The following is a 25,552-nucleotide window of genomic DNA, read 5'->3' as shown; positions in this document are numbered from 1 at the left end:
GCCTCAGCCGACAGACTCAGCCGAGCGGCTCGACGACCTCGTCCGCGCGGCGGCCCGCTGCACGGACGGCACCGATCGAGGCCGCGATGACGAGCGCGATGCCGATGACCTCCAGAACCGTGAGGTGCTGCCCGAGCAGGAGGAAGCCCGCCAGCGACGCCGTCGCGGGAGCGAGCGCCATGAGGATCGCGAATGCGGCCGCCGGAAGGCGTCGGAGCGCGATCAGTTCGAAGGCGTACGGAACGGTCGAGGACAGGAGCGCGACGGCCGCACCGAGTGCGATGAGGTCGAGACGCAGAAGCGCGCTCCCGGCATCCGCGATCCCGAACGGCAGTGAGAGGACCGCGCCCACCGCCATCGCGAGCGCCAATCCGTCGAGCTTGGGGAATGCGGCGCCCACCTTCGCGGACGACAGGATGTAGAACGCCCAGCTGACGGCGGCCCCGAGGGCGAAGAGGACACCGAGCGGATCGAGCCGGTCGAGACCTCCGCCGCCGAGCGCGAACACGCCGACGAGCGCGAGCCCCGCCCAGACCCAGGCGGACGCCCGCCGGCTCGCGATGATCGACAGGGCGAGCGGACCGAGCACCTCGATCGTCACCGTCACCCCGAGGGCGAGGCGTTCGAGAGCGAGGTAGAAGAACCCGTTCATGACCGCCAGCGCGACACCCAGCTGGACGACGGCGACCCAGGCTGCGCGGGTGTGGCCGCGCCACGAAGGTCGCGCGATGAGCCCGAGGATGAGCGCGGAGAACACGAGGCGCAGCATCACCATGCCCAGCGGTCCGACCTCGGGGAACAGGAACACCGCGAGCGAGGCGCCGACCTCCTGACAGCACAGGCCGACGACGACCAGCGTGACCGCACTCATCGACGTGCTGCGGGCGGTCACCCTCCGCAGATGGCGTAGCGGGCGAGCTCGGGAGCGAGGCTCTCCGCCGTCCACGGCAGGCCCATCTCGGGCGCCGTCCGTCCGTCCGCGGCGGGGGCCTTCGAGGCCAGCGCCGCGAGCTGCCAGGCGAGCACGCGCACGGCGTTCGCCGATGCGCGCGAGTCATTGAGCACGACCACGACGGACATGCCCGTCGTCCGGTCGGCGAACGCCGCGACCATGTAGCCGGCGAGCGAGCCGAACTGTCCGACGAGGCTGCCGGCCTGGTAGGTGCCGCCGTCCGCCGTGAACCATGTCGGCTGATCGGAGTTCGCCGGGCGGGGGTCGGCGTAACGCGTATCCGCATCGTACGGTCGGGCGCCGACAGCCAGAGCGCGCACGTACGTCGACAGATCACCCACCGTCGAGACGACGCCCCCGGAGGCGGCGCCGACGCTCGAGGTGACCGCGGTCACGTCGGTCGGCTCACTGCACTCCGGCTTCCGATCCTTGCCGTTGGGGATGTACCCGCCTGTGAGACGGTCACCGCCGCCGACACCGGCGGGATACGAGCTCGAAGACATCCCGAGGGGCTGGAAGACGTACTCGCGGTACAGGTCGGCGAGGGATTCTCCGCCCGCGCGCTCGAGGGCGAGCCCGAGCAGCACGTAGCCGGTGTCGGAGTCGCCGAACTCCGCTCCCGGCTGGGCGGTCGTGGGCCGCGCGATGCCGTAGGCGACCAGCTCGCGCGGGTTCCACACGCGGTCCGGGGCCGCGACGACGCGGGAGAAGATCCGGCTCATGTAGCCGGCCAGACCGCTCCTGCCGTCGCACAGGTCACCCAGCGTGATCGACGCCTGGCCGGGGTACGCGTCGAGCCAGTCGCCGACGGTGTCGTCGAGGCGGACGGTGCCCTTCTTCACGAGGGCGTACAGCAGGTCGCACGTCATGGCGCGGGTCACATTGGCGCTCTTGAAGGTCATCGACGGGTCGACCTTGGGGCCCCCGGCACCCGAGGTGCCGAGGCCCGCGACCCATTCACCCGACCACGGGACCGAGACCGAGACGATCGCACCGCTGGCGCCGACCGAGGTCATCGCCGTCTCGGTGAGCGTCTGCATCTGCGTCGCGAGATCCGCGGGGAGTGCGCCGTCGACCTGGTCGACACCGATGTCGATGCGCTCCGGCGTCGGAGCGCATGCGCCGAGACCGATCGCGAGGCCGAGCGCCGTCACTGCAGCGATCACTCGCCTCGACACACGTCCAGCCACGCGCAGACCACCCCCGGTTTTCGTCTCAACGATTACAGCACACCCCTCGCATCTGCCCGGTTGCGCCTCGCGCGGTGACGGATGCCGGGGGTCAGCCCGCGTTCTGCGCCGCCCGCACCCCCGCCATGAAGCGGCGTACGTCCCGGTCGACGAGGATGTCGGCCGGTCGCAGTGGGCGCGAGAGGTAGAGCCCGTCGAGCGAGGTCAGTCGCGAGAGCGCCACGTAGGTCTGGCCGGGGGCGAACGCCCCGTTGCCGAGGTCGACGATCGCACGATCGTAGGTCTTGCCCTGCGATTTGTGGATCGTGACCGCCCACGCCAACCGGAGGGGGAACTGCGTGTACTCGGCCACGATCTCGCGCGTCAGCTTGCGCGTCCCGGGATCGTAGGCGTACCGGAACTTCTCCCAGACCGTGGGCTCGACGTCGTGCTCCTCACCGTCGAGCTCGACGCGGACGGTGCCGCCCGCGATGCGCGTCACGGTGCCGATCGACCCGTTCACCCAGCGCGGGCCGTCGCCGCCGAAACCGCCGATGTCGTTCCGCAGGAACATCACCTGAGCGCCGACCTTGAGCTGCAACTCCTGATCGGCGGGGTAGGCGTCGCCGCGGCCGAAGTCGCCGCTGATCTCGGCGCGCGCGGTCTGGGCCGGCCCCGGCAGCGCATCGAGGTGACGCTGGTTGATGCGGGAGACGATGTCGTTGCGGGTCGCGAGGGTGATGATCGGCACCTCGCCCGGCGCCGGCTCCGGCGGCTTCCGCGCACCGGCCGCGTTCAGGGCCCCCGCGATGTCGGCGGTCACGATCCCGTGGCGCACCGCGTTCAGCATCGCCTTGAAGGCGTCGTCGGACTGTCGGTGGATGCTGCGGAGCTCGGCGATGTGCAGCGGAGCGCCGACCCGACCGAGATCGAGCAGTCCGTCGGAGCGGATGGCACCGGCATCCGCTCGAGGGCCCGCCCAGACCTGCGCGTCGAAGAACCAGAACGAGCGGTAGTGGTCCTGGATGTAGCGGAGCTCGTCGCCCCGCGGCGGAACCGGGGAGAGCTGGTACGGGTCGCCGAACATGACGACCTGGACACCGCCGAAGGCCTCGGCGCGCTTGCGACGCGCCTGCCGGAGCGACCGGTCGATCGCGTCCATGACGTCGGCGTTGACCATCGAGACCTCGTCGATGATGAGCGTGTCGATCGCGTTCAGGATCTTGCGGGTCGCGTCGGTCTGCTCGATCTCGCTGTCGGCGATGAGCCCGATCGGGAGCTTGAACAGCGAGTGGATCGTCTGCCCCTCGACGTTCAGGGCGGCCACGCCCGTCGGCGCGCAGACCGCGATCTGCTTGTTCGTGTTCCACGACAGGTGCTGCAGCAGCGTCGACTTGCCGGTGCCGGCGCGACCGGTCACGAACACGTGCTCACGCGTGTCCTCGATCAGGCGGAAGAGCGCGTCCTGTTCAGGAGACAGGGGCGGCAGGCTCACCGGAACCATGCTAGCTACCAGCCGGCCTTTCCTAGACTGGGCACGTGGAACACGACGGGGGCGATGTGACGGCGGATGCCGCCGAGTCGGACGTTCCCGTCGCCCCCACCCGGACCGAGACCGTCGCCGGGCCGCGCCGCCGCCGCCGGCTCGCGGTCGATCTGACAGCACTCGGTGTCATCGGCATCCTCCTGATCGGCGCGATCGGAGCGACCGGCGCCGTGCTCTACCGGCAGCTCTACAGCCCGACCGCCTTCGTCCTGGACTACCTGCACCTGCTCGCCGACGGGAGGGCGACGGACGCCCTCCGCCTTCCGGGCGTCTCCGCGTCGTCGACCGAACTCGCGGCGGCGAAGCTCCCGGCGGACGCGAGCGGCGCGCTCCTGCGCGGCAACGCCCTCAGCCACCTGACGGACGTCGAAGCGGTATCCGAGACGACGGATGCCGAGGGCACGACCACGGTCACCGTCACCTATCGCGTCGGCGGCCACTCCGGCACGACGACCTTCGAGGTGGAGCGCGACGACGACGGCGCGCTCCTGCCCCGCTGGCGCTTCGCCGAGAGCCCTCTCGCCGTCATCGAGCTCGAGGTGCGCGGCTCGATGCAGTTCGAGGTGAACGGCTTCTCGGTCGACAAGCGACAGGTCTCGTCCGACGGTGCCGGAGCGGACCCGCTCGAGCCCCTTCCGCTGCTCGCCTTCTCGCCGGGGTTGTACTCGATCACGGTCGACACCGCGGCGACCACGAGCCCGGGCGTCGCCGTCCTCTCCGACACCCCCCTCGCCGCGATACCCGTGTCGTTCCAGGCCGAACCGACCGACAAGTTCATCGGGGTCGTGCAGCAGGAGGTGGACGACTTCCTCGCTCAGTGCGCGACGCAGAAGGTCCTCCAACCGACCGGTTGCCCCTTCGGGTACTACGTGCGCAACCGCATCGTCGAACCACCGACGTGGAAGATCGAAGAGAACCCCGTCGTCACGCTCGAGCCCGACGGCGCGGGCTGGGCCATCACGCGCACCCAGGCGGTCGCGAAGATCAACGTGCAGATCCGGTCGATCTTCGACGGCTCGGTCTACGACGTCGAGGAACTCGTCCCGTTCTTCCTCACCGGCAAGATCACGATCCTCCCCGACGGCACGGCGTCGATCGCCGTCTCGGCCGCGGACTGACCGGTCTCAGCGCGCGGCCTGCCGCCGGGCATCCCGCTCGTCGCGCGCGGCGATCGCCGCGAGGCGGGCGTTGTAGGCCTCGAGCTCCGCATCCCCCGACCGGTCGGCGTGGCGGTCGCTGCTGCGCTGACGGCGCTCGTCCGACCGGCTCCACTGGACCGCGACGACGATCGCGAGGATGAGCGTCGGGATCTCGCCGATCGACCAGGCGATACCGCCGCCCGTGTACTGGTCCGCGAGCGGGTCGAGGCCCCAGGTGCGTCCCATCGACCCGAACCATTCCGCCACGAAGAGCCCCGACGCCATCATGATCGCGATGCCGAAGAACGCGTGCATCGCCATGATGCCGATGAGGGTGAGGAGGCGGCCGGCGTGCGGAAGCCGGTAGGGCACCGGATCGATCCCCGCGAGCGACAGCACGAACAGGTAGCCCACGGTCAGGAAGTGGATCACCATCCACTCGTGCCCTAGGTGCTCGTACAGGGTCCACCGGAAGAGGTCGGTGTAGTAGAAGGCCCAGAGCGACACGATGAACAGCGCGGCCGCCACGAGGGGGTGCGTGATCACCTTGGCGTACGGACTGTGCACCGCCCACAGGATCCACTCGCGGCCGCCGCGCGTCCCGTCGTCGCGCTTGCGGATGGCGCGCGAGGCGAGCGTGACGGGGGCACCGAACACGAGACACATCGGGATCGCCATCGACAGCAGCATGTGCGCCGTCATGTGCATGCTGAACAGGTAGTCCTGGTACGCGTTCACCGGCCCGCACGTCACGTAGACCAGCAGCACCAGACCCGTGACCCACAAGATCGTGCGTCCCACGGGCCAGGTATCGCCGCGGCGACGGAGCCGTCGCACGCCCGCGAGGTAGAAGAAGAGGCCGAATCCGGCGGCGAAGGCCCAGATGAGGTCGATGTCCCAGGTCGTGAAGAACCGGTCGACCGTGAGCTCCGGGGGCAGGGGCGAGCCCGTCAGCACCTCGGCCGGGGTCTGGTCGAACGGCAGCGTGGTGTCGACGGGCGGCGGCGTGAGCGAGAGGGCGACGGCGGCACCGGAGGCGATCCCCATGAACACGACCTCGAGCGCGACGAGTGTCCAGAAGCGAGCCGCGACGGCCGTGTCACGGATGCCGGCGATCAGTCGACGCCGATAGAACGCCCCCAGCACGCCCATCGCCAGGAGGGCGACGACCTTCACCATCAGGAGGGCGCCGTACGCCGAGAAGAGGTTCTGGAACGAGAGGATGCCGATGGCCGCCCGGGCGATGCCCGACAGGGTGACGACGACGAAAGCGGCGAGGGCGATGCTCGAATACCGTTGCAGGACCGTGGCGAGCCGATCGCTCGACAGGAGCGGACGCAGGAGCAGGAGCATCAGCAGGCCGCCGAGCCAGGCGGCGGCGGCGATGATGTGGAGGGCGAGCGAGGTCACCGCGATGTTGTGGTTCGCTTCGCTGCCGGTGTGGCCGGCGGTCGCCATCGGGACCATCGACGCGATCGCGAGCAGCGCCACGAGCAGCGTTGCGAGCCAGCCGCGGACGGCGAAGGCGAGGACGGTGAGCACCGCGCCGGCGACGGTCGTCATGAGCCAGGCGCGACCCGGGTCGGTCTCGACGAGGAAGCGTCCGAGCTGCTCGCCGAAGGCGGCATCGGCGCTCGGAGTGGCGCCGAGGACCTTGAGGAACGTGAGGTAGCCGGTGACGGCGCTCGCGACGGTGAGGATCGCCGCTCCCGCAGAGGCGGCATCCAGGGCGAAGTCGAACTCCTTCGACTCCGCGACCAGCGAGAAGAGCGCCAGGACGAGGGAACCCACGAGGAGGGCCGCCGACAGGTTGACCGTCAGCTCGGCCACCGGGAGCGCCCAGCGCACAACGGGGCCGGGGTCGCCGATCACGAGGGGCGCGGCGCCGCCGCCGTAGGCCAGACCCAGCAGGAGCGCGATCAGACCCGCGCCCGCGAGGATCGCCGGCCCGGCGAAGCGGAGAGCGCGCGGATTCACCCTGCAAGCCTACGCGCGGGCAGGTGGGGGAACGCCGAAGGGGGATGCCTCTCGGCATCCCCCTTCGTACGACTGCAGCGTCTTACTTGACGGCAGCCTTCAGCTTCGAGCCGGCGCTGACCTTGACGCGCTTGCCGGCGGGGATGTTGATCTCGGCACCCGTCTGCGGGTTGCGGCCGGTGCGAGCGGAGGTCTCGACCTGCTCGAACGCGATCCAGCCCGGGATCGAGACCTTCTCGCCCTTGGCGACAGCCTCGGACACGGACGCGAACAGGCCGTCGACGACGCGCGAGACGGTGGCCTGGCTCTCGCCGGTGGCGCTGGCGATGCTGGCGACGAGTTCGGTCTTGGTGATGGCCATGGTGCTCCTCCAGACGGCGGATCGCCGTCTTCAGTTACTCGGACCGACGGGGTGACCGCCGGCTGGTCGTTGCGACCGGTCCCGAATATACCCACGAACCGCGTGTTTCCGCGGATTTTGGGTCATCTGAGCCGTAATCGGGCGGCGTGTCGCGTGTCAGATGTGACTTTTGGGGCGAATGAGGCCGTTTCGGCGGGATTCCGCGGATTTCCGCGGAGGGGGTTGCTTTTCGGGGTAGTTGTGCCGACGGCATCCGTCGCCGGATTCGGACGGCGTCGTCGGTTTCGGATGCGGCAGCGCTTGCGCGTCCGAATCCGGAGCGCTTCTCCGAGTCCGGCGTCACCTGCGCGCGAACCCGTCGGCAGCGTCGCAGGCGAGCTGCGCGGAGGCCGGGCCGCCGTGGCCCTCCTCCTCGAGGATGTGCAGACGGCTGCCGGGCCACGCGGTGTGCAGCAGCCATGGGGTCAGGGCTGGTCCGCTGACGTCGCGCCGGCCGTGGATGAGGACGCCCGGGATGCCGGTCAGTCGGTCCATCCGCTCGAGGATCGGCGCGTCGAGGAAGCAGTCCTGCGACCAGTAATGCGTGACGAGGGTGGCGAAGTTCTCCCGCATGCGCTGGTCCTCGTGCAACGGCCCGGGCTCCGCCCAGGGCGAGAGGCCGACGTGCGAGGACTCCCAGTCATCCCAGGCGTCGGCTGCCCGAGTCCGGACCGCGGGGTCGGGGTCTCGCAGCATCCGCGCATAGGCGTCGACGACCCGCTCCTCGGGCGGGACGAGCTCGCCCAGCCGCGCCCTGGCCTCTGGGAAGATACGGCCGACGCCGTCGCTGATCCACTCGATCTCGTCGCGCGCACCCGAGGTCACCGCGAGCAGAATGATCTCGCTGACCCGCTCGGGATGTTCCTGCGCGTAGGCGAGCGCGAGGGTCGAGCCCCACGAGACGCCGTAGACCAGCCAGCGGTCGATGCCGAGGTGTTCTCGGAGCCCCTCGATGTCGGCGATCAGCGCGGGAGTCGTGTTGGCGTCGAGGTGCACAAGGTCGTCGATCGCCCAGGGCGTGCTCGCGCCGCATCCGCGCTGGTCGAGACCGACGATGCGGTACCGGTCGGGATCGAATACGCGTCGGTAGCCGCCCTTGCCGAGGCCACCGCCGGGTCCGCCGTGCAGGTACAGCGCGCCGCGGCCGGTGTCGGAGCCCGAGACCTCGTAGTGGAGTCGGGCGCCGTCCGGGCGCTCCAGCATGCCGGAGGCGTGGGGCTCGATCGGGGGGTGCACGCGACGGACGCTACCAGGCGGGTGCATCTCGGCATCCATCATCTGATTCGGAGGATGTCGCGAGATTCGGATGCGACAGCGCTTGCGCCTCCGAATCCGAGACAGGTCTCCGAATCCGGAGCCCTCGAGGCGTTCAGATCCGCCGGAGCGCGGTGATGACGTCGTCCTCCCAGCGGCGTGCGGCTGGGAGAGCCCCCACATAGAGAGGGGTGTCGTGCGTGACGCCGAGGTACCGGGTCGCGCTCGCGTCGACGCCGGCGTCCCGCAGCTTCGCCGCGTAGGTCGCGCCGTCGCGACGGAGCGGGTCGTACTCCGCCGTCAGCACGACGGCGGGCGGAAGCCCCGCGTGCGAGGCGGCACGCATGGGCGACGCGTACTGCTCGCGTGCCCGCGACCGGTCGCCGAGGTAGGTGCTCGCGACGGAGCGGAGCTCCCGCAGCGCGATGAACGCGGGAACGCCCAGCGCGTACGTCGCGCGCAGGTCGATCCACCGGCCGGTGAGGTCGGTGACCGGAACCTCGAGGATCTGGAGCGTCGCTTGAGGTGTGCCGCGGTCGCGATTGAGGAGAGTGAGGGATGCCGCGAGGCATCCGCCCGCCGACGCACCGTTCAGACCGATCCGGTCCGGGTCGATCCCGAGCTCCTCCGCGTGCGCGTGCAACCACGTCCACGCAGCGTGGACCTGCTCGATCTGCGTCGGATAGCGCTGCTCCGGCGCGAGCGAGTACCCGACGGTGACGAGCACGACGCCGGACCGGTCGGCGCGACGGCGACACGCGGCATCCGCCGTCGGGTAATCGATGCCGCCGATGCGGAACGCCCCGCCGCCGATCACGAGACAGGCGGGTGCCGGGGTCGAGGCAGAGGAGGGGCGGTAGATGCGGATACGGACGTCCGGGTAGCCGTCAACGGGCACCGTGACGTCGGTGGTCTCCATGTGGGGACCGGGGATGCCGGCGGTCCGAAGCTCCATGCGGTCCCAATTGAGCGCGGCGCGGCGATGCCGCTCGCGCGGCGTGAGGGACTTCGCGGCATTCGTGGCCTTCGCCGATGCCGGTGCTGCCGGTGCCTCGCGGCGGAACCGCGCGGTCAGGTCGGTCCACGCCTTCTTCGCGAGGTACCGACGATGCGTCCGCAGGCGCTCGCGGAAGAACGGATCCAGCGGCATGCGGCTCCCTCCGACCAGTCGAGCGTAACGCCGGGCGGGACGCGCTCAGCCGGCACCGGGGTGCGCCCGCGGAACCTCGCCGAAAACGTCGGGGCGGAGTTTCGGCGCATGCGGGTTCCGGCGGGGGGTTTCGGCGGGACAATTCGCGGGATGTCGGGCGTCCGCGAGGCCGCACCCGGCCGCCGGCCGCAAACGATCGTTTTCGGCGGGCAGCGCCGGCCGCCGGTTGCCTTGTGCCGCGGCCCGCTGGAGGCAAACGCGAAGCAGCGCAGGTTCGCTCTCAGAACGTGGGGTGTGACAAACAGCTGGTCTGTAATGATCACGATATGACTCATCGATGGTGCGCCGCTCCGCTTGCGACCTTGGGACTAGCGGCGCCGCTCTTGATGACCGGGTGCTCGAGTCCCGCGTCACCCACAGTCTCAGTGTGTATCGACTGGGCGCACTTCGACAGCCCTGCGGATGCGAAAACTGGCGCTGACGCAGTCGTCCTCGGAACGGTACGTGGGCAGCACGCATCAACGACGTACCTGCAACTTGCGGCGACCAAATGGAACGTCAGAGTCGACGACTGGATCAAAGGTGACGCAGGGTCGCGCACCATCATCGTCACCTCGGTCCCCGAAGGCTGCGGACGAACCGGTGACAACATGGCCCCTGCAGCGGACGCCGGCCAGGTGGTGCTCTTCCTTCACGATGGAGACGATGGGTGGGAGACGATAACGCCCTTCCACGGCTGGATCCCAGCAGGAACCGGCGGCGAGATTCCGACTGCGTGGCCCGCCGATCAGAACGAGTGAACGCTTCGGCAGCATCGAGCGCCGAATATGACCGCTCCCGGCGACTTCTTCACCCCAGTACCCGCCACACTCGATGAATGAGGCCCGTCGGTGGCCGTCTCGACGGGCCGAGGCCTCTCAGTTCTCGAGTTCCTCCAGCTCTTGGAGTGCCTGCCTGGCTCGGCGCAGGCGCTCGTCTTCCGGCTCGTCCCACCAGTAGGGGCCCCGCTCGCCGAGTCCGTGCTTTGCAAGATCGACCCGTCGGCGGGCCGCTGATGTGGCGGCCGGGTCGCCCTGAGCGCGGCGCACACCTGACCGTCCGCGCCCGAGATGGGAGGTGAGCGCCGCCACGACGTCCGCGGGCAAGGACGGGTCTGTTCGCCGCCATCGACGCCCGTTGATGGTGAGCCAGCGCTCGTCGTCGGAAACTGCGTCATCCGCCATCATCAGGCCTTTCGGTCGGGCTCGGTGAAACCGTCGCATGGCACACCGGGGTTGCACCCATGTTCGCGCTGATCCAATTTAACAAGATGTGTTGCACAAGTAATGTTGTACATATACGGTCGAGACATGTCGTCGCCATCTCGCTCTCGCGTGCACGTGTCCGACCCATCCGCACTCCGAGCTCTCGCACACCCTCTTCGCCTCCGGGTGCTGGGACTGCTGAGGACCGAAGGACCGCAGACGGTCGGCGCCTTGGGCGAGCATCTGGACGCCGCCCCGGGGTCGATCAGTTATCACCTCGGAACCCTCGAGCGGCACGGGTTCGTCGCACAGGCGCCTGAACTCGCAAGGGATGGCCGAGAGCGGTGGTGGCGGGCCTCAGCCGACGTCACGTCATTCGAGCCGGTCGACCTGCAGCAGGACCCCGGTCAACGGGTTGCCGGACGCGTGATGCGCCAAGCTCTGGTGCAACGCTATGCCGCCGATCAACTGGCTTACCTCGAGCTCGAAGAGACGCTTCCCTCCGCGTGGATCGCCGGCGCCACCATGGGCGACGATCATTCCTGGCTGACGCCCTCGGAACTGCGTGAACTGAGCGACGAGCTCGAGGCGGTCGCGGCGAAGTGGCAAGCGCGAGGAGACCGCGACCGTCCCGACGCCGCCCCGGTGAACATCGTCTACGCCGCATACCGCAAGCCATGACGATCGTCGATCGGCGACGACGGACTCCGTTGATCGCTCTGCTCGCCGCCGACGGATCCTCGCGGGTGGGCAACGCGGTCACAGTTGTCGCGGTCCCGCTGCTGGCGTTGCAGATAGCGGGTACCCCGTGGGCTGTGGCGGCTGCCGGCGTCGCCGCCACGATGCCCATAGTGATCGGCGGTGCGCTGGGCGGCGCACTGGTCGATCGCGTCGGCTTCCGGCGGGCGAGCATCGTTGCCGACGCCGCGAGCGGAGCAACCGTGCTCGCGGTGCCGACCCTCGGCGCGACGGGTCTGCTCCCGCTGTGGGCCCTTCTGCTCCTCGTCTTCGCATCGAATCTGCTCGACGCCCCCGGCAATGCGGCTCGGCGAAGTCAGATCCCGGAACTGTGCGCCCTTGCCGGCGTCTCGCTTGCTCGCGCGGCCGCCGCGCAGGCGACGGTCTCGAGAACAGCGAGCCTTGTCGGCGCATCGGTTGCGGGTCTTCTGGTCGCCGTGGTCGGCGCCGACGCGGCGCTGTACGCCACGGCCTGCTCCTTCGCCATCGCGCTCGCTCTCACGATCACGCTGGTCCCGCGCCTGGAGCTCGAGACCGGCCCCGACACCGACACTGCCGACGGCTTCGCCGGCCTCATCGCCGGCTTCCGATTCATCGCCCGCACGCCGCTCGTCCTCGCGGTGGTCATGATGGTGCTGCTCACCAACGCCATCGATACCGCGGGTTTCACTGTCTTGAAGCCGCTGTACGCGGCGAGCACCGGCGACGGATCCGCGCTTGGACTGATGATCGCCTGCTCGGCGGGAGGTGCGCTCATCGGCGCCGCCATGTACGGCATCATCGGCGATCGCCTTCCGCGACATCCGTTGTACGTCGCACTGTTCGTGATCGCCGGGGTCATCCCCTCCATCGCCCTCGCAGTCGCACCCCCGCTTCCCGTCCTTCTCGTCGTGCTCTTCACGTGCGGGCTCGCCATGGGGCCCCTCAACCCGCTCATCGACTCCGCCTTGTTCCGCCTCATTCCCGCCGCCATCCGCGCGCGAGTCCTCAGCGCCATCAGTGCGGGCGTCGCAGCCGGCATGCCGGTGGGGAGCTTCGTCGCAGGCGCGGCTGTCACCGCGATCGGTCTCCAGCCGACGCTCGCAGCGACGGCCGCGGTGTACATCGCGGTCATCCTCGCTACCGGATTCGGCAAGCGTTGGCGCGACTTCTGAATGTCAGTAGGGTCGGGTCGACAGCGCTGGACCGGTGGGTTAAGACGGGGGGAAACGGCTCCCCGCCGGCCGGCTCGCACGAGCCCGCTCTTTGATCTCCCCGATCACCTGGCTCTTCGCGTCCGCGTACTGGTTCGAGTCCGTCCACGGGCGGGCGATCAGCTGCCTCTTGAGGTCGCCGTAGAGTGCGCGGTCCGACGAGTCTTCTCGCAGGCGGTCGCGGAACAGCAGGTATTCATCTACGGCGGGAGCCCCGACAGGGTAGATGTGCACGTGCACGTCACGGGCCGGCGTGCGGACCAGCCGGTGACCCGGCTCCCGAGTGCGCAACTCGTAGCCGGCCGCGAGAAGGTCCGGCAGGTACGCATCCTCGGCTCCGATACGGGCCACCACCAGCGCGATGTCCACGATCGGCTTCGCGACGAGCCCCTCGACCGACGTCGAACCGATGTGCTCGACCATCAGTGCTCGGGCGCCGAGGGCAGATCTGATCAGGGCGGCGTGATGGTCGAAGACGTCGCGCCAGCGCGGATCGTATTCACGCAGCCCGGTGGACAACGGCTCGACACCGCCGATCAGCTCGAGGTCAGTGACGTCTTCGGCCGGATCGTACTCGTACGGTGGCATGGGAATCCTTTGATCGGTGTGTCGCCTGTCAGCCACGAGCCGTGCTCGCGTGGACACCCCGACCTCGGCCCGCGTCTCGGGCCACGAAGGTCAGCCCATCACGCTATCACCGCTCGATCCTCCGGCCGCGATGCGCCCGGAAACGACGAAGCCCCCGTCCGGGGACGGGGGCTTCGTGCGGAAGTGGTGCTTACCAGCTCGACTTGGTCACGCCGGGCAGCTCGCCACGGTGCGCCATCTCGCGGAAGCGGACACGCGAGATGCCGAACTTCGACAGGTGGCCGCGGGGGCGTCCGTCGATGGCATCGCGGTTGCGCAGGCGGACCGGCGACGCGTTGCGGGGAAGCTTCTGCAGGCCGACGCGGGCGGCCTCGCGGGCCTCGTCGGTCGCGTTCGGGTCCACGAGGGTCTTCTTCAGCTCGGCACGCTTCTCGGCGTAACGGGCGACGATGACCTCGCGCTGGTTGTTGCGCGCGATCTTGCTCTTCTTCGCCATGCGATCAGCGCTCCTCTCGGAATTCGACGTGCTTGCGGATCACCGGGTCGTACTTCTTGAGCACGATGCGGTCGGGGTTGTTGCGGCGGTTCTTGCGCGTCACGTAGGTGTACCCCGTGCCGGCGGTCGAACGCAGCTTGATGATCGGACGAACGTCCTGAGCCTTCTTCGCCATTAGAGCTTCACACCCTTCGCGAGGAGGTCCTTCACGACCGACTCGATGCCGCGGGCGTCGATGACCTTGATGCCCTTAGCCGAGACGTTCAGCGTGATCTTGCGACCAAGCGAAGGAACGAAATAGGTCTTCTTCTGCACGTTCGGGTCGAAGCGACGCTTCGTCCGGCGGTGCGAGTGCGAGATGTTGTGACCGAAGCCGGGAACAGCTCCAGTCACCTGGCACACTGCTGCCATGGTTATGTCTCCTTAGTACCGTGACACCGGACGGTGCCACCCAAGATCCCTTGTCTGCACCCCGCTCCCGGACACGGCTGTAGGCCGTCTTTCGAGGGTGGGATGCGAACTGCGTGCTGGAGTGCGCGCAGACGAAGAGTCAGTCTAGCATGGCCGGGCGTGTCGCGTCGCTGTGACTCAGGCGGATGCGGCGGCCACGGCCTCGTCGTACGTCGCCTCCGGGTCGTCCATCAGTCGCGCGGTCACGGCGGCGTGCGCGCGCGTGTACGGGCCGCCCGTCGCCAGCGCCCAGTCGACCTGCGGCCGCGCGGGCTCGCCGAGCGTCGCGAACGCCTCGCTCAGGCTCCGCTGCGTCTCCTGCTCGCCGCGGGCGAACTGCGTCGCCAGGGTCGTCGCGAGAGCGGATGCCTCGGCCACCGGCACGTGCCGCGCCGCGGTCCGCCACGCGGTGCGCGCGACCGTGTCGTCGGCATCCTTCAGCAGGTCGTCGGTGATCGCCGGCCACACCCGCGGCCCGCCGATCTTCGACATCGTGTGCAGCGCCTGCGCGCGGATCTGCGCACCGCGCGAGCCGAGCTCGACGAGAAGCCGGTCGATGACCTCGTCGGCGTCGTGGCGGGTCAACGCCCAGGTCAACATCTCGCGCACGAGGAACTGCGGCTCGATACGGCACTGCGCCACGAGCACCGGGATGTACTCCGAGCGCGGGTGGGTCCCGGCCGTCATCGCGGCCTGCACCCGCGCTGACGGGTCGAGCGACGCGAGAGCCGTCTCGAGGCGGTCTGCGGCGGTGGTCTCGGTCATCGGGTCACCTCACGGGGTCGTGCGGGACGCGGCATCCCACCTGGTCTGCAACGCCCCGGGGCGCGCGGGTGTTCCCCGCCCGGCGCAAAGTCGCGGTCAGCCCGCGGCCTCGCGTGCCCCTCTCCCCCAGCGGAACGCCGACACCGTCGGGTCTCCGGGGATCCAGAAGCGCCACGGGAACGCGTCCGTCCCGGCGGTGCCCGCGACGCCGACCCGGGGGCCCGTCGCGATCTCGGTCAGGGGCTCGGCGCGCAGGAACAGCCGCGCGCTCGCGCCGGCCTGCTCCTCCCCTGTGACCGCGTCGATGCCGTCGTGGATCGGATGCCGCAGCCCCACCGCATCGCCGAGGCGGCCCGGTCCGCGGGCGAGGTCGCGTGCGGTGCGCGCCGCGGGCCGGCGCGCGTGCGCGGCATCCGCTCCGTCGACGACCTCGCCGGCCCGGAGCAGGATTCCGCCGGCGACACCCTCGGGACCGCACACGACGTTGACGCAGGAGTGGATGCCGTGGCTCAGGTACACGTACAGATGGCCGGGCTCGCCCCACATCGTCGCGTTGCGGGCGGTCGGCCCCATGCGGGCGTGCGAGCCCGGGTCCGCCTGCGGCCCGGTGCCGCGCCCGTGGTAGGCCTCGACCTCGGTGATCCGCAGAACGACGGGGCCGGTCGCCGTCGTCACGCGCAGCTCTCCGCCGAGCAGAGTCGGCGCCACCTCGGCAGGGAGTCCCGCCAGGGCGCCACGCGTCGCAGCGACGAGGGTCGTCACAGCGACGGGGCCTTCCGGCACCACGCCACGTCGAACCCCTCCATGACCGTGACCTGCTTCCCGTCGAGGGAGTAGACGCGCGTCTCGAGCTTCTTGGGCAGCGGGAGCGTGTACCCGTCGTAGGGGTTGTCGACGGCGTCAGGCGCGATGACGAGTGCCGCGTACCGGCCGCTCGGCGAGACGCAGGTCTGCAGCAGCCCGTCGGACGGGTCCACCTTCGCGACTACGCTCGTCTTGCCAGCGGCATCCACCCGCAGGATGTTCGTGCCGAGCGGGTTCAGCCCGTCGAACGGGGTGAGGGCGCGAAGCGTCGATCCGTCGGCCATCGCGAGGACCGAGCCGGTTTGACCGAGCTCGCCCGCCGTCGGAGGGATGGCCTTCTCCTTCGCCGAGGCGAGGTCGACGATCGCCGGTCCGTCGACGCGCTCGATGTAGGCCGTCGTCCCCGCGATGTCGTCGATTCCGATCGCGTTGCCGAGCTCGACGGGCGGCGCCCCCGCCGACGACACGAGGCTGAGCGCGCCGTCGAAGGTGAGCATGAGGATCGTGTCGGTCCCGGGAACGAAACGCCAGTCCTCGACGCGCGGATCGGCCCCGGTGACCTTGATCTCGGCGGGGGTGGCCCCCGGGTCCGCGGTCGACCCGGTGAAGAGCAGACTCTCGCGTCCCCCGGATGCCGAGATGTCGGCATCCGTGAAGGTGTACCCGATCGTGTTGCCCCGCTCCGCGCTCTGCAGGTTCGTCACGACGCCCTTTCCGGGGAGGGCCAGCTCCCTCGGGTGGGAGCCGTCGGTGCGCGTGACGATCAGGTGCGAGACCCCGTTCTCGAGCGTGGAGACGACGAGGTGAGCGGCCGTTGCGCGGAAGTCTTCGATGTGATCGTGCTCGAACACGGGCTCCGTGTTGCCGTCGAGGTCGACGCGGTAGATCTTGTCGCCGCCCTCACTCCGCTGCAGCACGTACGAGTGGAGCTTCGGCGTAGCGAACGACTCCTCGACGGTCGAGGTAGGGCCGCCCCCGAGACCTGCGAGCCGGTCGATGCGGATCGTGTAGGTCGTCTCGTCCCAGAGCGGATCGGTGAAGCGGATGCCGACGCTCCGCCCCGAGGTGTCGACGCTGAAGGCCGCCTTCGGCGTGATGGTGACCTGTGCGGCATCCACCTTCTGCAGCGACTGCGTCGTCTCGAAGATGACGCGGGAACCGGGGGAGCTGACGGCGGCAGTCGTATCGGATTCGACCGACGTGACCCGGGGGCCCTGCAGTGTCGTGACGACCCCGGCGGCGAGCGCGACGAGCCCGAGGACCGCGACGACGGCGATCACGCGCACCGAGAATCCGCGGGCCTGCCGACGCTGACGCTGCGCGCGTCGGGTGTCAGAACTCATACGGGTCCTTGGGCTCGTCGATCGGCGTCACGGACGCCGCCTTCACCTGCAGCTGGCCTTCGACGTCGCGGATCGTGCCCGAGACTTTCACCCACTGACCCTTGCGGGGGATGTCGTCTGCGGCCACCGGCAGACTCGCCGGCTGCGCGTCGATGACGCAGTGCGTGATGATGAGCCGGGTCAGCGCGAAGCCCTCCTGGCCGGGCGCGACGAAGCCGGTCAGCGAGATCTCGGTGCCGTCGAACACCTCGGGGTCGGTCGCCGTCGCGAACACGCTCGCCCAGTCGCCGATGCCGAACGAGGCCGTGTTGCCGGTGATGGCGAGCGCGACGGTGTCGGCGTTCTGGAAGAGGGGCGCGGCGCCGGTGGTGCGGGACGCCGCCAGCTCGGCCGACAGGGTCGCCGGCGGAACGACCACCATCGTCCCCGCAAGCCCGAGCGCGAGCACTCCCCCCGCCACGGTCGCCGCCGTACCGGCGAGCTGACGCGGCGTCCGCGACACGCGGTTGTGGTCGTGGTCGTGGTCGGCGGCGGGTGCGTCGCCGTGGTCGTGACCGTGGTCCTCGGCCGCGCCGAGGGGCAGCAGGAAACTGACGACACTGCCGACGAGGGCGAGGGCGGCCATCGTCACGGCGAACCACGAGGATTCGGGGTTGATGTAGAGCCCGAGTCGGCCGGTCAGTGCGAGGGCGATCGTCAGGGCCGAGATCAGTGCGACCGCGCCGACGCCCAGCATCCGGAACCACACATTGTCACGCAAGGAGGTTCACCACCCCTCCGATCGCGGCCGCCGCGAGGACGACCGCGACGACCAGGACGCCGAGCACGCGCGTGCGGAAGGTGGTGCGCAGGAGCGCGAGCATCTTCACGTCGACGAGCGGCCCGACGAGCAGGAACGCGACGATGGCCCCCGGAGTGAAGGTCGAGGCGAACGACAGCGCGAAGAACGAGTCGACGTTGGAGCAGATCGACACGATCATCGCGAGCAGGATCATCGCAGCGATCGACAGCGCGGGATTCGAGCCGATCGAGAGCAGGACATCCCGCGGCACGATGACCTGCACGGCACCCGCGACGGCCGACCCGATGACGAGGGCGGGCATGACGGCGCGCAGCTCGACGACGAACTGCGCGAGGCTGCGCCGTCCGCGGTCGCCCGTGACACCCTGCTCGGCCAGGCACGCGTCGCGGAAGCGATCGGTGATGAGGGAATCCTGATCCGGATGCCGGCTGTACAGCCATCCGATGACGTTCGCGATCAGCCATCCCCCGAGCAGACGCGCCACGAGGATACCGTCGTCGAAACCGAACGCCTGATGCGTCGTGATGATCACGATCGGATTGACGATGGGAGCCGCCACGAGGAACGTCAGGGTCTCGGCCACCGAGAACCCGCGCATCATGAGCCCGCGCGCGAAGGGGACGTTGCCGCACTCGCAGACCGGGATCAGCATGCCCAGCAGCGACAGGACGGCTCGCCGCCCCCACGGGTTGCGCGGCATCCACCGCTCGATGGCCCCCGGCGGGACCCACACCTGCACGACGATCGAGAGGATCACGCCGAGCATGACGAACGGCAGCGACTCGATCAGGACGCTCAGGGCGAGGGTCAGGCCGTCCTGCGCCCGCGTGGGGAGCTCCGGCGACGGGCTCCACAGCGCCACCCCGATGAGCGCCAGGACCGCGATGAATCCGAGCCCCAGCCAGAGTGCGCCGCGCGCGGCCGACCCCGGCGCGGAGGTCGACGACGTGCGGGATGCCGCGGGGCGGACCTCAGTCCGCACGGGCCTCGGGCCGGTCGTCGCCCTGCGCGATCCGGGCGGTGCACTCGGCGCACGTGCCGAAGATGTCGACGACGTGTTCGGCGTCGGTGAAGCCGTGCGCGGCCGCCGTGCGCTTGGCCCAGGTCTCGACCTCGGTCGCTTCGATCTCGACGGCCTTTCCGCAGACCCGGCAGATCAGGTGATGGTGGTGGCCGGTGCTCGCGCAGGCGCGGTAGATCGCCTCGCCCTCGGGTGACTGCAGCTGGTCCGCCTCGCCGCTTGCGGCGAGGGTGGCGAGAGCCCGGTAGACGGTCGCGAGGCCGATCCCGGTGTTCTCGTCGCGGAGGGCGGCGTGCAGATCCTGGGCGCTCACGAATCCCGGGGCGTCGGACAGCGCCGAGCGGACACGCTCGCGCTGCCAGGTGTTGCGCTGGGCCATGGGCCGGATTCTACGCGCGGACGCTAGCGACGGGCTGGGTGCGACGCGAGGCATCCGTCCGCTGCACCCGACCCCGACGAGCGCCGACCACGCGGCAGACGAGGTAGATGGCGAACGAGATCGTCGTGATGTACGGGCTCACCGGCAGGGTGCCGGCGACCGCCAGCAGGATGCCTCCGACGGCCGAGACGACACCGAAGAGTGCGGCGAGCAGGGGCACGGCGACGGGCCCGTTCGCGATGCGGGCCGCCGCAGCAGCGGGCGTCACGAGCAGCGCGAGGACGAGGAGCGCGCCGATGATGTGCACGGCGACGGCGACCGCGAGACCCAGCAGCAGCATGAACGCGAGCGAGATCAGTCCTGTCGGGACGCCGCGCGCCGCCGCGGACTGCGGGTCGAGCGAATCGAAGCGCAACGGCCGCCAGATCAGCAGCAGCGCGACGAGCACGACGGCGGAGATCGCGATCAGCCAGGTGAGCTGGTCGGACTGCACCGAGACGATCTGTCCCGTCAGCAGGCTGAACCGGTTGGCGCTGCGCCCGTTGTAGAGGGCGAGGAAGAGGATGCCGAGGCCCAGACCGAACGGCATGAGCACGCCGATGATCGAGTTGCGGTCGCGGGCGCGCGAGCCGAGCCAGCCGATCAGCGCCGCGGCCACCATCGAACCGACGATCGACCCAGTGACGACGTCCGCGCCGATCAGGAGCGCCGCCGCCGCACCGGCGAACGACAGCTCGCTGATGCCGTGCACCGCGAAGGCCATGTCGCGCTGCAGCACGAAGACGCCGATGAGCCCGCCGACGAGGCCGAGGATCGCACCCGCCCACACCGAGTTCTGCACGAGCGCGAGGATCTGACCGTAGACCGGCACACCGCCGAACATGGCGTTCGCGATGTCGTCCCAGTTCATGCGTGGTCCTCGTGATGGTGATGGGATGCCTCTGCGTCGGGCGCGCCGACGACGACCAGCCGATCGCCCGCTCGCAGGACGAACACCGGCGCTCCGTACAGATCGGTGAGGACTGGGGAGGTCAGCACGTCTTTCGGCTTGCCGAGGGTGAACCGGCCGTTCGCGATGTAGAGGATGCGGTCGACCTTGCCGAGCAGCGGGTTGATGTCGTGGGTGACGAGCAGGACCGCGGCTCCGCTGCGCCGATGCCGGTCGATGAGACCGACGACCGCCTGCTGGTTGGCGAGGTCGAGGCTGGTCAGCGGCTCGTCGCACAGCAGCAGTCGCGGGTCGTCGGCGAGCGCCTGTCCGACGCGCAGGCGCTGCTGTTCGCCGCCGGAGAGGATGCCGACGGGGCGGTCGGCGAACTCGGTGGCACCGATCTGCGTGATGAGCTCGTCGACCCGCTGCCGGTCCTTCCGGCGCGGAATCGGCGGGCCGAACCGGTGGCCGTTGACCCCGAGGGCGACGAGGTCGCGCCCGCGGAGGGCGGTGTCGCGCGGGAGCGGTCGGGTCTGCGGCAGGTAGCCGATGCCCCGGTTGCCCGGACGGCGGACGCGCTTGCCGTCGACCTCGACCGTTCCCTCGCTGAGGTCCTCGAGTCCGAGGATCGCGCGCAGCAGAGTGGTCTTGCCCGAACCGCTGGGGCCGAGGACGGCGATCAGCTCGCCGGGTTCGACCGTCAGATCGAGTCCACTCCAGAGTTCGCGACCGCCGCGACGCAACGCGGCGCCCCGGATCTCGAGAGGAGCTGGTGCGTGCCGGGTCACCGGGTCAGCGTACCCGCCAGCTCGTCGATGTTCTTCTGCATCCATTCGACGTAGGTCAGACCCTCCGGGAGGATCTCCGTGAACTTCAGAACGGGGATGTCGTTCTTCTCGGCCAGCTTGATCACCTCGGTGGTCTCGGCACCGCCGGTCTGGGCATTGACGATGACGGTTCGGACCTTTCCGGAGTCGAGGATCTTCGTCGCCTCGAGCAGCGTGGCGGGCGGGACGTCCTGACCCTCTTCCACCGCTTCGCTGAACGCCCCGGGCGTCGCGTTCTCGAGACCGGCCGCAGCCGTGAGGTACAGCGGCACGGGCTCGGTGACGAAGATCTTCTCGCCCGCGTGTGCGGCCGAGATCTTTTCGAGAGAGGTCTCGAGCCCCGCGATGCCATCGATGAGCTTCTTGGCGTTCGCCTCGAAGGTGTCGGCCTTGGCGGCATCCAGTTCACCCAGTTCGTGAGCGATGTCCTCGACGACATGCTCCACAGTGTGCGGGTCGTACCAGACGTGCTCGTTGAACCCCTCGATGTGGTCGTGCCCCGCATGATCACCGTTCTCGGCGTGATCGTGTTCTCCACCCTCGGCGTGCGCGTCGTCGGAGTGTCCCTCATTGCCGGGGTAGTCGTGCGAATACTCGACGGCTGTGATGACCGGAGCTTTCGTTCCGCTCGCCTCGATGAGTCCGTCGAGGAATGCGTCGTACCCTGCGCCGTTCTCGATCACGAGGTCGGCTTGCGACACGGTGAGCTGGTCTCGCGCGGACGCCTCGTACGAGTGCGGGTCCTGCGAGAGAGAGTCGATGATCGACGTGACCTCGACGTCCTTCCCGCCGATGGCCTCGGCGATCGAGCCGTAGACGTTCGTCGACGCGACGATCTTGAGGGGCGCCGCGTCACCCGAGGACGCGGTGGGGCTGGTCGCGGTGGAGCAGCCGGCGAGGACGAGGACGGAACCCGCCGCAAGAGCGGCGAGGGCGGGCACGCGAGAGGTCATGGCCGCGAGTCTACGTCCTGTTGATAACGGTTCTCAAACTCAGCGGCCAGCCCACAGGCGATCCATCACCATCACTTCTTGGGATCGTGGCCCCAGTTCATGAGGGAGTAGCGCCAATCGGTGTCGGTCACGTCGCCTTCCGGCCGCTGCTTCGAGTGCCGAGCGACGTATCCGTGGACCTTCTTCATGTGCTCGTAGTCGGCATCCGTCAGATCGTCCTTCTTCTTGCGCAGGATCTTCACGATCCGGCGTCCGGAGGCATGCCCGGTGGACTCGCCTCCCCCGGACTTCTGACCCACGTCCTTCGACTCGTCGGTGTCGAGCCATTTCTCGATCTCGGCGGCCGTCATATTGACCGCATCATCGAAGTCCTTCTTGATCTGCTGCTGCTCGTCGGCGTCCATTCCTCGACGGTGCCCGTCATGACGGAGTTCTTCCAAGGGGTTGCGCAAGGGGCGGAACCGCTTCTCACCCGGTGTTACTGTCGTCGGACCGAGCGGCATCCGAACGACTCGGCGCCTTACTCCGGGAGAGCTCGAGCATGACCGATCAGCTGACCTTCATTGCCTACGCGAGCCGCGCCACCGAACCGTTCGACCATGCGCGCCTCGTCGAGCTCCTCGCCGAGAGCCGCGCGAACAATGAGCGCGATGGGATCACCGGGATGCTCGTCTACAGCGATCCCGACTTCATCCAGATCCTCGAAGGACCGGATGCCGCAGTCCGAGCGCTCCTCGAGCGCATCGGTCGCGATCCCCGGCACACGGACGTCCGGGTCCTCCTCGAGGAGCAGGTCAGCGAGCGGAAGTACTCGACGTGGTCGATGGGCTACGAACCGACGACTCCGGGGGACGGCGCCGATGCCGCCGTCGCTGCCGCCCAATCGGCGACCGACGACGCGTCGACGCGCGAGTCCACAGACGCCCTCGGCGGGTGGTTCAGGGAGAAGGCGGGCGCGGAGCGCGACTGACCCGTCGCGCGATCGACACACGCGCCAGTCCGGACAGGCTGACGTGCACATCCGTGGGCGTGCGGACGACGACCGCGAGCACTCCCTGGCAGGCCTCGCACCGAACGATCGCACCCATCGCCGTCACGAAGGCGTGCGCCCTCGCGAGCTCGGACCGGTGGCGGCATCCCGCGCATTCGCCGATCGCGTCGGTCGAGTCGAAGCCGAGGACGTCGACGAGCGTCCCGGCCAGTGCGTTCCCGTCCACGTGCGTCATCCGCTGCCTCCGAAGCGCTCGGTCCGTATCCGCGCGGGGTCCTGCCCGAGCTCCAAGAGCCACCGGGAGACGGTCTCCACGAACGGGGTGGGCCCGCAGACGAAGATGCGCGGTGCCACCCCCGCGGGGAACGTCAGCTCGGCCAGTGACTCCTGGGTCAGTCGGCCCGGCGGACGCGGTGATCCGAGCGGAGAACGGCGCGTGTGAACGATATCGACCCGCGTCTTCGTCAACGCGCCCAGTTCGCTCGCGAAGAAGACGTCGTCGGGCGTGCGGGCGGAGTACAACAGCCGGAAGTCCGTCCCGTGGGGCTGCCGTTCCCGCGCGTCGGCCATGGCGAAGAGGGGCACCACGCCGGAGCCGCCCGCGATGAGCTGCACCGGCGCGGGGTCGGGGTCCTCCGGCGTCCAGACGAAGTACCGGCCCAGCGGTCCGTGCACCTCCAGCTCGTCACCCTCTCGCAGATCGTGGACCACGTACGGCGAGACCTCACCCGAGAGGACTTCGTCGACCGCGAGGACGACCCGCGTGGCCGGTCCCGACGAGGCAATCGAATACGACCGCGACGCCTGATAGCCGTCGGGCGCGGTCAGTCGAATGTCGAGATGCGAGCCGGCGTGATTGCCCGGCCACGTCGGGACCTCGATCTCGAGGCGGACGGCGGAGCGGGTCTCGGCGCGCCGAGAGACGACGCGGCCCACGTGCCATGCCGCTCGGAAGCCGGCCGTCACCAGTAGCGCTCCGCCCGCCACGGATCCCCGCGGAGGTGGTAGCCGTTCTGCTCCCAGAATCCCGGCTGGTCGGTGGGCATCATCCGCATCTCGGCGACCCACTTCGCGCTCTTCCAGAAGTACAGGTGCGGCACGAGCAGCCGCGCCGGGCCGCCGTGCTCCGCCGTCAGCGCCTCGCCGTCCGCCTCGGTCGCGATCCACGCCTGACCCTCCAGCAGATCGTCGAGGGGCACATTCGTGGTGTATCCGTCATGCGTGCGCACCATGACGAAGTCGCAGGATGTCTCGACGTCCTCGAACAGCCTGTCCACGGAGACCCCGCGCCACGGCATCCCGAGCCGCGACCAGTGGGTGACGCAGTGGATGTCGGTGACGACGTCCTCCACGCCGACCTCGTGCAGGGTGCCCCAGTCCCAGCGATGCTGGACGCCCGTCTCGGTGGTGATCGTGAAAGACCACTCGTCCGTCGAGATGTCCGGAGTCGGGCCGGCCGTCAGAACGGGCCAGTCGCCGACGAGCGTCTGACCCGGTGGCAACCGGGGATCACTCGTGCCGCGTCGACCGCCGAACCCGCGATTGATGATCGCCATGGGAGATGCCTATCGCTCCCGGCATCGTCGCGTCAACGGCGGTTCGAGCCTCAGACCGCGGTGACCTCGATGACGACGGCTTGCTGGGGGTTCTGCACCGGTGGGCGTAGGCCGACGACGGCGAGTTGACGTCCGGTGAGCACGGTGTCGTGGTGAGCCCATTCGAGGGGTGACTGCGCGGGGGTGTCGACGATCCCGCCGGGGGTGACGAGCTGCACGCGGTAGACGCGGTCGGGGGTGAGTCCCGGCAGCCGGACGCGGCCGGTGGGTGAGGAGATAAGCGTCTGGGTCTGCGTGATCGTGAAGAACGCGGATGCCGCATCTGCTGCGACGACGCCGCGGACATCGAGCCCGGGGTCGGCGACGTCCGCGTTCACCAGGCGGCCCGTTGCGACGAGGGGGCGGACGCGTTTGGCGAGCGCGACCCACGCGCCGACGGCAGCGGCATCCGTCTCGGACAGGGTCGTGACGTCCCATTCGATGCCGAAGTGGCCGAACAGGGCGACGGCGCCGCTGAGGGTGAGGGTCACGGTGCGCCCGGTGGAGTGGACGTGCGGGGTGGTCAGGTGCATGCCCATCATCTCGGGCGGGACGACGAGCGCGGTGTAGCGCTGGTTCTCGAGGCGTTCGATGGGGTCGAGGCAGTCGCTGGTCCAGATCCGGTCGGTGCGGTCGAGGATGCCGAGGTCCACGCGCGCCCCGCCCGAGGCGCAGCTCTCGATCTCCAGGCCCGGGTGGGCGGCCTTCAGCTCGTCGATGAGGCGGTAGACGGCGAGGGTCTGCGCGTGGACGCGGGCGGCGCCGCCGGGGCCGGCGGCGGCGTCGACGAGGTCCCGGTTGTGATCCCACTTGATGTACGAGATCGGATACGCCGCGAGGATGTC

Annotated in this window: 30 protein-coding genes; 4 read left to right on the top strand and 26 right to left on the bottom strand. The window is 69.6% G+C overall.

What is annotated here, in order from left to right:
- Window positions 1-16 precede the first annotated feature (16 nt).
- The 3 genes from BBA86_RS12195 to BBA86_RS12185 form a co-directional block, all read right to left on the bottom strand.
- Window positions 17-892: an EamA family transporter gene (locus BBA86_RS12195; RefSeq protein WP_083199574.1), complete on the bottom strand. Its 876-nt coding sequence runs from the start codon at window positions 890-892 to the stop codon at window positions 17-19.
- Entirely contained in the window at window positions 889-2,142 is a 1,254-nt protein-coding gene (locus BBA86_RS12190; RefSeq protein ID WP_223247089.1) for a serine hydrolase domain-containing protein, read from the bottom strand. Before BBA86_RS12190 ends, BBA86_RS12195 begins: the two co-directional genes overlap by 4 nt.
- 91 nt (window positions 2,143-2,233) lie before the next feature.
- Window positions 2,234-3,625, bottom strand: a complete 1,392-nt coding sequence (locus BBA86_RS12185; RefSeq protein ID WP_065571802.1) for an ATP-dependent RecD-like DNA helicase — start codon at window positions 3,623-3,625, stop codon at window positions 2,234-2,236.
- Between the two features lie 35 nt (window positions 3,626-3,660).
- Here BBA86_RS12185 and BBA86_RS12180 point away from each other — a divergent pair, with 35 nt between their 5' ends.
- Window positions 3,661-4,785 (top strand): hypothetical protein, encoded by a 1,125-nt coding sequence (locus tag BBA86_RS12180; protein WP_065571801.1) that lies wholly within the window; start codon window positions 3,661-3,663, stop codon window positions 4,783-4,785.
- Window positions 4,786-4,791: 6 nt separating this feature from the next.
- On the opposite strand, the gene BBA86_RS12175 is transcribed toward BBA86_RS12180, so the two are convergent.
- The 5 genes from BBA86_RS12175 to BBA86_RS14325 form a co-directional block, all read right to left on the bottom strand.
- Window positions 4,792-6,783, bottom strand: coding sequence for a cytochrome c oxidase assembly protein (locus tag BBA86_RS12175; protein WP_065571800.1), 1,992 nt, complete (start codon window positions 6,781-6,783; stop codon window positions 4,792-4,794).
- Window positions 6,784-6,865: 82 nt separating this feature from the next.
- Window positions 6,866-7,144, bottom strand: a complete 279-nt coding sequence (locus BBA86_RS12170; protein WP_018187642.1) for an HU family DNA-binding protein — start codon at window positions 7,142-7,144, stop codon at window positions 6,866-6,868.
- Between the two features lie 339 nt (window positions 7,145-7,483).
- On the bottom strand, window positions 7,484-8,419 hold the full coding sequence (locus tag BBA86_RS12165; RefSeq protein WP_317614753.1) for an alpha/beta fold hydrolase: 936 nt from the start codon (window positions 8,417-8,419) through the stop codon (window positions 7,484-7,486).
- Between the two features lie 133 nt (window positions 8,420-8,552).
- Window positions 8,553-9,587 carry an alpha/beta hydrolase gene (locus tag BBA86_RS12160; protein ID WP_065571799.1) on the bottom strand — a complete coding sequence of 345 codons (1,035 nt, stop codon included), beginning with the start codon at window positions 9,585-9,587 and terminating at the stop codon, window positions 8,553-8,555.
- Window positions 9,588-10,504: 917 nt separating this feature from the next.
- A complete protein-coding gene (locus tag BBA86_RS14325) occupies window positions 10,505-10,810 on the bottom strand; it encodes a biopolymer transporter Tol (protein ID WP_083199649.1) in 306 nt (101 codons plus the stop codon).
- A gap of 102 nt (window positions 10,811-10,912) precedes the next feature.
- On the opposite strand from BBA86_RS14325, the gene BBA86_RS12155 reads away from it, so the two are divergent.
- Together BBA86_RS12155 and BBA86_RS12150 are read left to right on the top strand one after the other, a co-directional pair.
- On the top strand, window positions 10,913-11,512 hold the full coding sequence (locus BBA86_RS12155; RefSeq protein ID WP_317614752.1) for a winged helix-turn-helix domain-containing protein: 600 nt from the start codon (window positions 10,913-10,915) through the stop codon (window positions 11,510-11,512).
- The gene (locus tag BBA86_RS12150) at window positions 11,509-12,723 is read left to right on the top strand and encodes an MFS transporter (RefSeq protein ID WP_065571797.1); all 1,215 of its coding nucleotides are present in this window, start codon (window positions 11,509-11,511) and stop codon (window positions 12,721-12,723) included. The genes BBA86_RS12155 and BBA86_RS12150 overlap by 4 nt, the downstream gene beginning before the upstream one ends.
- A gap of 39 nt (window positions 12,724-12,762) precedes the next feature.
- Here BBA86_RS12150 and BBA86_RS12145 read toward each other — a convergent pair whose 3' ends face one another.
- The 14 genes from BBA86_RS12145 to BBA86_RS12080 form a co-directional block, all read right to left on the bottom strand.
- Window positions 12,763-13,350 (bottom strand): GrpB family protein, encoded by a 588-nt coding sequence (locus BBA86_RS12145; protein WP_065571796.1) that lies wholly within the window; start codon window positions 13,348-13,350, stop codon window positions 12,763-12,765.
- 190 nt (window positions 13,351-13,540) lie between these two features.
- On the bottom strand, window positions 13,541-13,846 hold the full coding sequence (rpsN, locus tag BBA86_RS12140; RefSeq protein WP_018187657.1) for a 30S ribosomal protein S14: 306 nt from the start codon (window positions 13,844-13,846) through the stop codon (window positions 13,541-13,543).
- A gap of 4 nt (window positions 13,847-13,850) precedes the next feature.
- Complete coding sequence (gene rpmG, locus BBA86_RS12135) at window positions 13,851-14,021, bottom strand: 50S ribosomal protein L33 (protein WP_005051772.1); 171 nt, start codon at window positions 14,019-14,021, stop codon at window positions 13,851-13,853.
- Window positions 14,021-14,257, bottom strand: a complete 237-nt coding sequence (rpmB, locus tag BBA86_RS12130) for a 50S ribosomal protein L28 (RefSeq protein ID WP_018187658.1) — start codon at window positions 14,255-14,257, stop codon at window positions 14,021-14,023. The genes rpmG and rpmB overlap by 1 nt, the downstream gene beginning before the upstream one ends.
- 177 nt (window positions 14,258-14,434) lie before the next feature.
- Window positions 14,435-15,061, bottom strand: coding sequence for a HEAT repeat domain-containing protein (locus tag BBA86_RS12125; RefSeq protein ID WP_065571795.1), 627 nt, complete (start codon window positions 15,059-15,061; stop codon window positions 14,435-14,437).
- A 96-nt stretch (window positions 15,062-15,157) separates the two neighbouring features.
- Window positions 15,158-15,823: a DNA-3-methyladenine glycosylase gene (locus BBA86_RS12120; RefSeq protein ID WP_065572294.1), complete on the bottom strand. Its 666-nt coding sequence runs from the start codon at window positions 15,821-15,823 to the stop codon at window positions 15,158-15,160.
- Complete coding sequence (locus BBA86_RS12115; RefSeq protein WP_223247088.1) at window positions 15,820-17,208, bottom strand: hypothetical protein; 1,389 nt, start codon at window positions 17,206-17,208, stop codon at window positions 15,820-15,822. Before BBA86_RS12115 ends, BBA86_RS12120 begins: the two co-directional genes overlap by 4 nt.
- Window positions 17,198-17,956, bottom strand: coding sequence for a TIGR03943 family putative permease subunit (locus BBA86_RS12110; protein ID WP_065571794.1), 759 nt, complete (start codon window positions 17,954-17,956; stop codon window positions 17,198-17,200). Before BBA86_RS12110 ends, BBA86_RS12115 begins: the two co-directional genes overlap by 11 nt.
- A gap of 4 nt (window positions 17,957-17,960) precedes the next feature.
- Window positions 17,961-18,992: a permease gene (locus BBA86_RS12105; protein ID WP_065571793.1), complete on the bottom strand. Its 1,032-nt coding sequence runs from the start codon at window positions 18,990-18,992 to the stop codon at window positions 17,961-17,963.
- The gene (locus BBA86_RS12100; protein WP_065571792.1) at window positions 18,982-19,410 is read right to left on the bottom strand and encodes a Fur family transcriptional regulator; all 429 of its coding nucleotides are present in this window, start codon (window positions 19,408-19,410) and stop codon (window positions 18,982-18,984) included. Before BBA86_RS12100 ends, BBA86_RS12105 begins: the two co-directional genes overlap by 11 nt.
- Before the next feature lie 10 nt (window positions 19,411-19,420).
- On the bottom strand, window positions 19,421-20,320 hold the full coding sequence (locus BBA86_RS12095) for a metal ABC transporter permease (RefSeq protein ID WP_065571791.1): 900 nt from the start codon (window positions 20,318-20,320) through the stop codon (window positions 19,421-19,423).
- Complete coding sequence (locus tag BBA86_RS12090; RefSeq protein WP_065571790.1) at window positions 20,317-21,129, bottom strand: metal ABC transporter ATP-binding protein; 813 nt, start codon at window positions 21,127-21,129, stop codon at window positions 20,317-20,319. The genes BBA86_RS12095 and BBA86_RS12090 overlap by 4 nt, the downstream gene beginning before the upstream one ends.
- Window positions 21,126-22,121: a metal ABC transporter solute-binding protein, Zn/Mn family gene (locus tag BBA86_RS12085; protein WP_189318463.1), complete on the bottom strand. Its 996-nt coding sequence runs from the start codon at window positions 22,119-22,121 to the stop codon at window positions 21,126-21,128. Before BBA86_RS12085 ends, BBA86_RS12090 begins: the two co-directional genes overlap by 4 nt.
- Before the next feature lie 71 nt (window positions 22,122-22,192).
- Entirely contained in the window at window positions 22,193-22,525 is a 333-nt protein-coding gene (locus BBA86_RS12080; RefSeq protein ID WP_065571789.1) for a DUF3140 domain-containing protein, read from the bottom strand.
- A 137-nt stretch (window positions 22,526-22,662) separates the two neighbouring features.
- Here BBA86_RS12080 and BBA86_RS12075 point away from each other — a divergent pair, with 137 nt between their 5' ends.
- The gene (locus BBA86_RS12075; RefSeq protein ID WP_065571788.1) at window positions 22,663-23,091 is read left to right on the top strand and encodes a BLUF domain-containing protein; all 429 of its coding nucleotides are present in this window, start codon (window positions 22,663-22,665) and stop codon (window positions 23,089-23,091) included.
- On the opposite strand, the gene BBA86_RS12070 is transcribed toward BBA86_RS12075, so the two are convergent.
- The 4 genes from BBA86_RS12070 to BBA86_RS14700 all read right to left on the bottom strand — a co-directional run.
- Window positions 23,060-23,347 carry a DUF6510 family protein gene (locus tag BBA86_RS12070; RefSeq protein ID WP_065571787.1) on the bottom strand — a complete coding sequence of 96 codons (288 nt, stop codon included), beginning with the start codon at window positions 23,345-23,347 and terminating at the stop codon, window positions 23,060-23,062. The two genes, BBA86_RS12075 and BBA86_RS12070, sit on opposite strands and share 32 nt — an antisense overlap.
- Complete coding sequence (locus BBA86_RS12065) at window positions 23,344-24,078, bottom strand: FAD-binding oxidoreductase (RefSeq protein WP_317614751.1); 735 nt, start codon at window positions 24,076-24,078, stop codon at window positions 23,344-23,346. The genes BBA86_RS12070 and BBA86_RS12065 overlap by 4 nt, the downstream gene beginning before the upstream one ends.
- On the bottom strand, window positions 24,075-24,668 hold the full coding sequence (locus tag BBA86_RS12060; RefSeq protein WP_065571786.1) for a molybdopterin-dependent oxidoreductase: 594 nt from the start codon (window positions 24,666-24,668) through the stop codon (window positions 24,075-24,077). The genes BBA86_RS12065 and BBA86_RS12060 overlap by 4 nt, the downstream gene beginning before the upstream one ends.
- A 50-nt stretch (window positions 24,669-24,718) precedes the next feature.
- Window positions 24,719-25,552 (bottom strand): alpha-galactosidase (locus BBA86_RS14700; protein ID WP_223247087.1); only part of this gene is annotated, 834 nt, incomplete at its 5' end.

Source organism: Microbacterium oleivorans (assembly GCF_001691565.1).
GTDB lineage: Bacteria > Actinomycetota > Actinomycetes > Actinomycetales > Microbacteriaceae > Microbacterium > Microbacterium oleivorans_B.
Note: the sequence above shows the minus strand (reverse complement) of the source record. Positions and strands in the feature narration are given on the sequence as shown.

Coding starts and splice junctions, on each gene's coding strand:
- BBA86_RS12100 (WP_065571792.1), bottom strand. CDS start 19,410: ATGGCCCAGCGCAACACCTGGCAGCGCGAGCGTGTCCGCTCGGCGCTG.
- BBA86_RS12070 (WP_065571787.1), bottom strand. CDS start 23,347: ATGACGCACGTGGACGGGAACGCACTGGCCGGGACGCTCGTCGACGTC.
- BBA86_RS12115 (WP_223247088.1), bottom strand. CDS start 17,208: ATGAGTTCTGACACCCGACGCGCGCAGCGTCAGCGTCGGCAGGCCCGC.
- BBA86_RS12060 (WP_065571786.1), bottom strand. CDS start 24,668: ATGGCGATCATCAATCGCGGGTTCGGCGGTCGACGCGGCACGAGTGAT.
- BBA86_RS12085 (WP_189318463.1), bottom strand. CDS start 22,121: ATGACCTCTCGCGTGCCCGCCCTCGCCGCTCTTGCGGCGGGTTCCGTC.
- BBA86_RS12170 (WP_018187642.1), bottom strand. CDS start 7,144: ATGGCCATCACCAAGACCGAACTCGTCGCCAGCATCGCCAGCGCCACC.
- BBA86_RS12155 (WP_317614752.1), top strand. CDS start 10,913: ATGTTGTACATATACGGTCGAGACATGTCGTCGCCATCTCGCTCTCGC.
- BBA86_RS12185 (WP_065571802.1), bottom strand. CDS start 3,625: ATGGTTCCGGTGAGCCTGCCGCCCCTGTCTCCTGAACAGGACGCGCTC.
- BBA86_RS12125 (WP_065571795.1), bottom strand. CDS start 15,061: ATGACCGAGACCACCGCCGCAGACCGCCTCGAGACGGCTCTCGCGTCG.
- rpsN (WP_018187657.1), bottom strand. CDS start 13,846: ATGGCGAAGAAGAGCAAGATCGCGCGCAACAACCAGCGCGAGGTCATC.
- rpmG (WP_005051772.1), bottom strand. CDS start 14,021: ATGGCGAAGAAGGCTCAGGACGTTCGTCCGATCATCAAGCTGCGTTCG.
- BBA86_RS12095 (WP_065571791.1), bottom strand. CDS start 20,320: ATGAACTGGGACGACATCGCGAACGCCATGTTCGGCGGTGTGCCGGTC.
- BBA86_RS12160 (WP_065571799.1), bottom strand. CDS start 9,587: ATGCCGCTGGATCCGTTCTTCCGCGAGCGCCTGCGGACGCATCGTCGG.
- BBA86_RS12150 (WP_065571797.1), top strand. CDS start 11,509: ATGACGATCGTCGATCGGCGACGACGGACTCCGTTGATCGCTCTGCTC.
- BBA86_RS14325 (WP_083199649.1), bottom strand. CDS start 10,810: ATGGCGGATGACGCAGTTTCCGACGACGAGCGCTGGCTCACCATCAAC.
- BBA86_RS12075 (WP_065571788.1), top strand. CDS start 22,663: ATGACCGATCAGCTGACCTTCATTGCCTACGCGAGCCGCGCCACCGAA.
- BBA86_RS12145 (WP_065571796.1), bottom strand. CDS start 13,350: ATGCCACCGTACGAGTACGATCCGGCCGAAGACGTCACTGACCTCGAG.
- rpmB (WP_018187658.1), bottom strand. CDS start 14,257: ATGGCAGCAGTGTGCCAGGTGACTGGAGCTGTTCCCGGCTTCGGTCAC.
- BBA86_RS12080 (WP_065571789.1), bottom strand. CDS start 22,525: ATGGACGCCGACGAGCAGCAGCAGATCAAGAAGGACTTCGATGATGCG.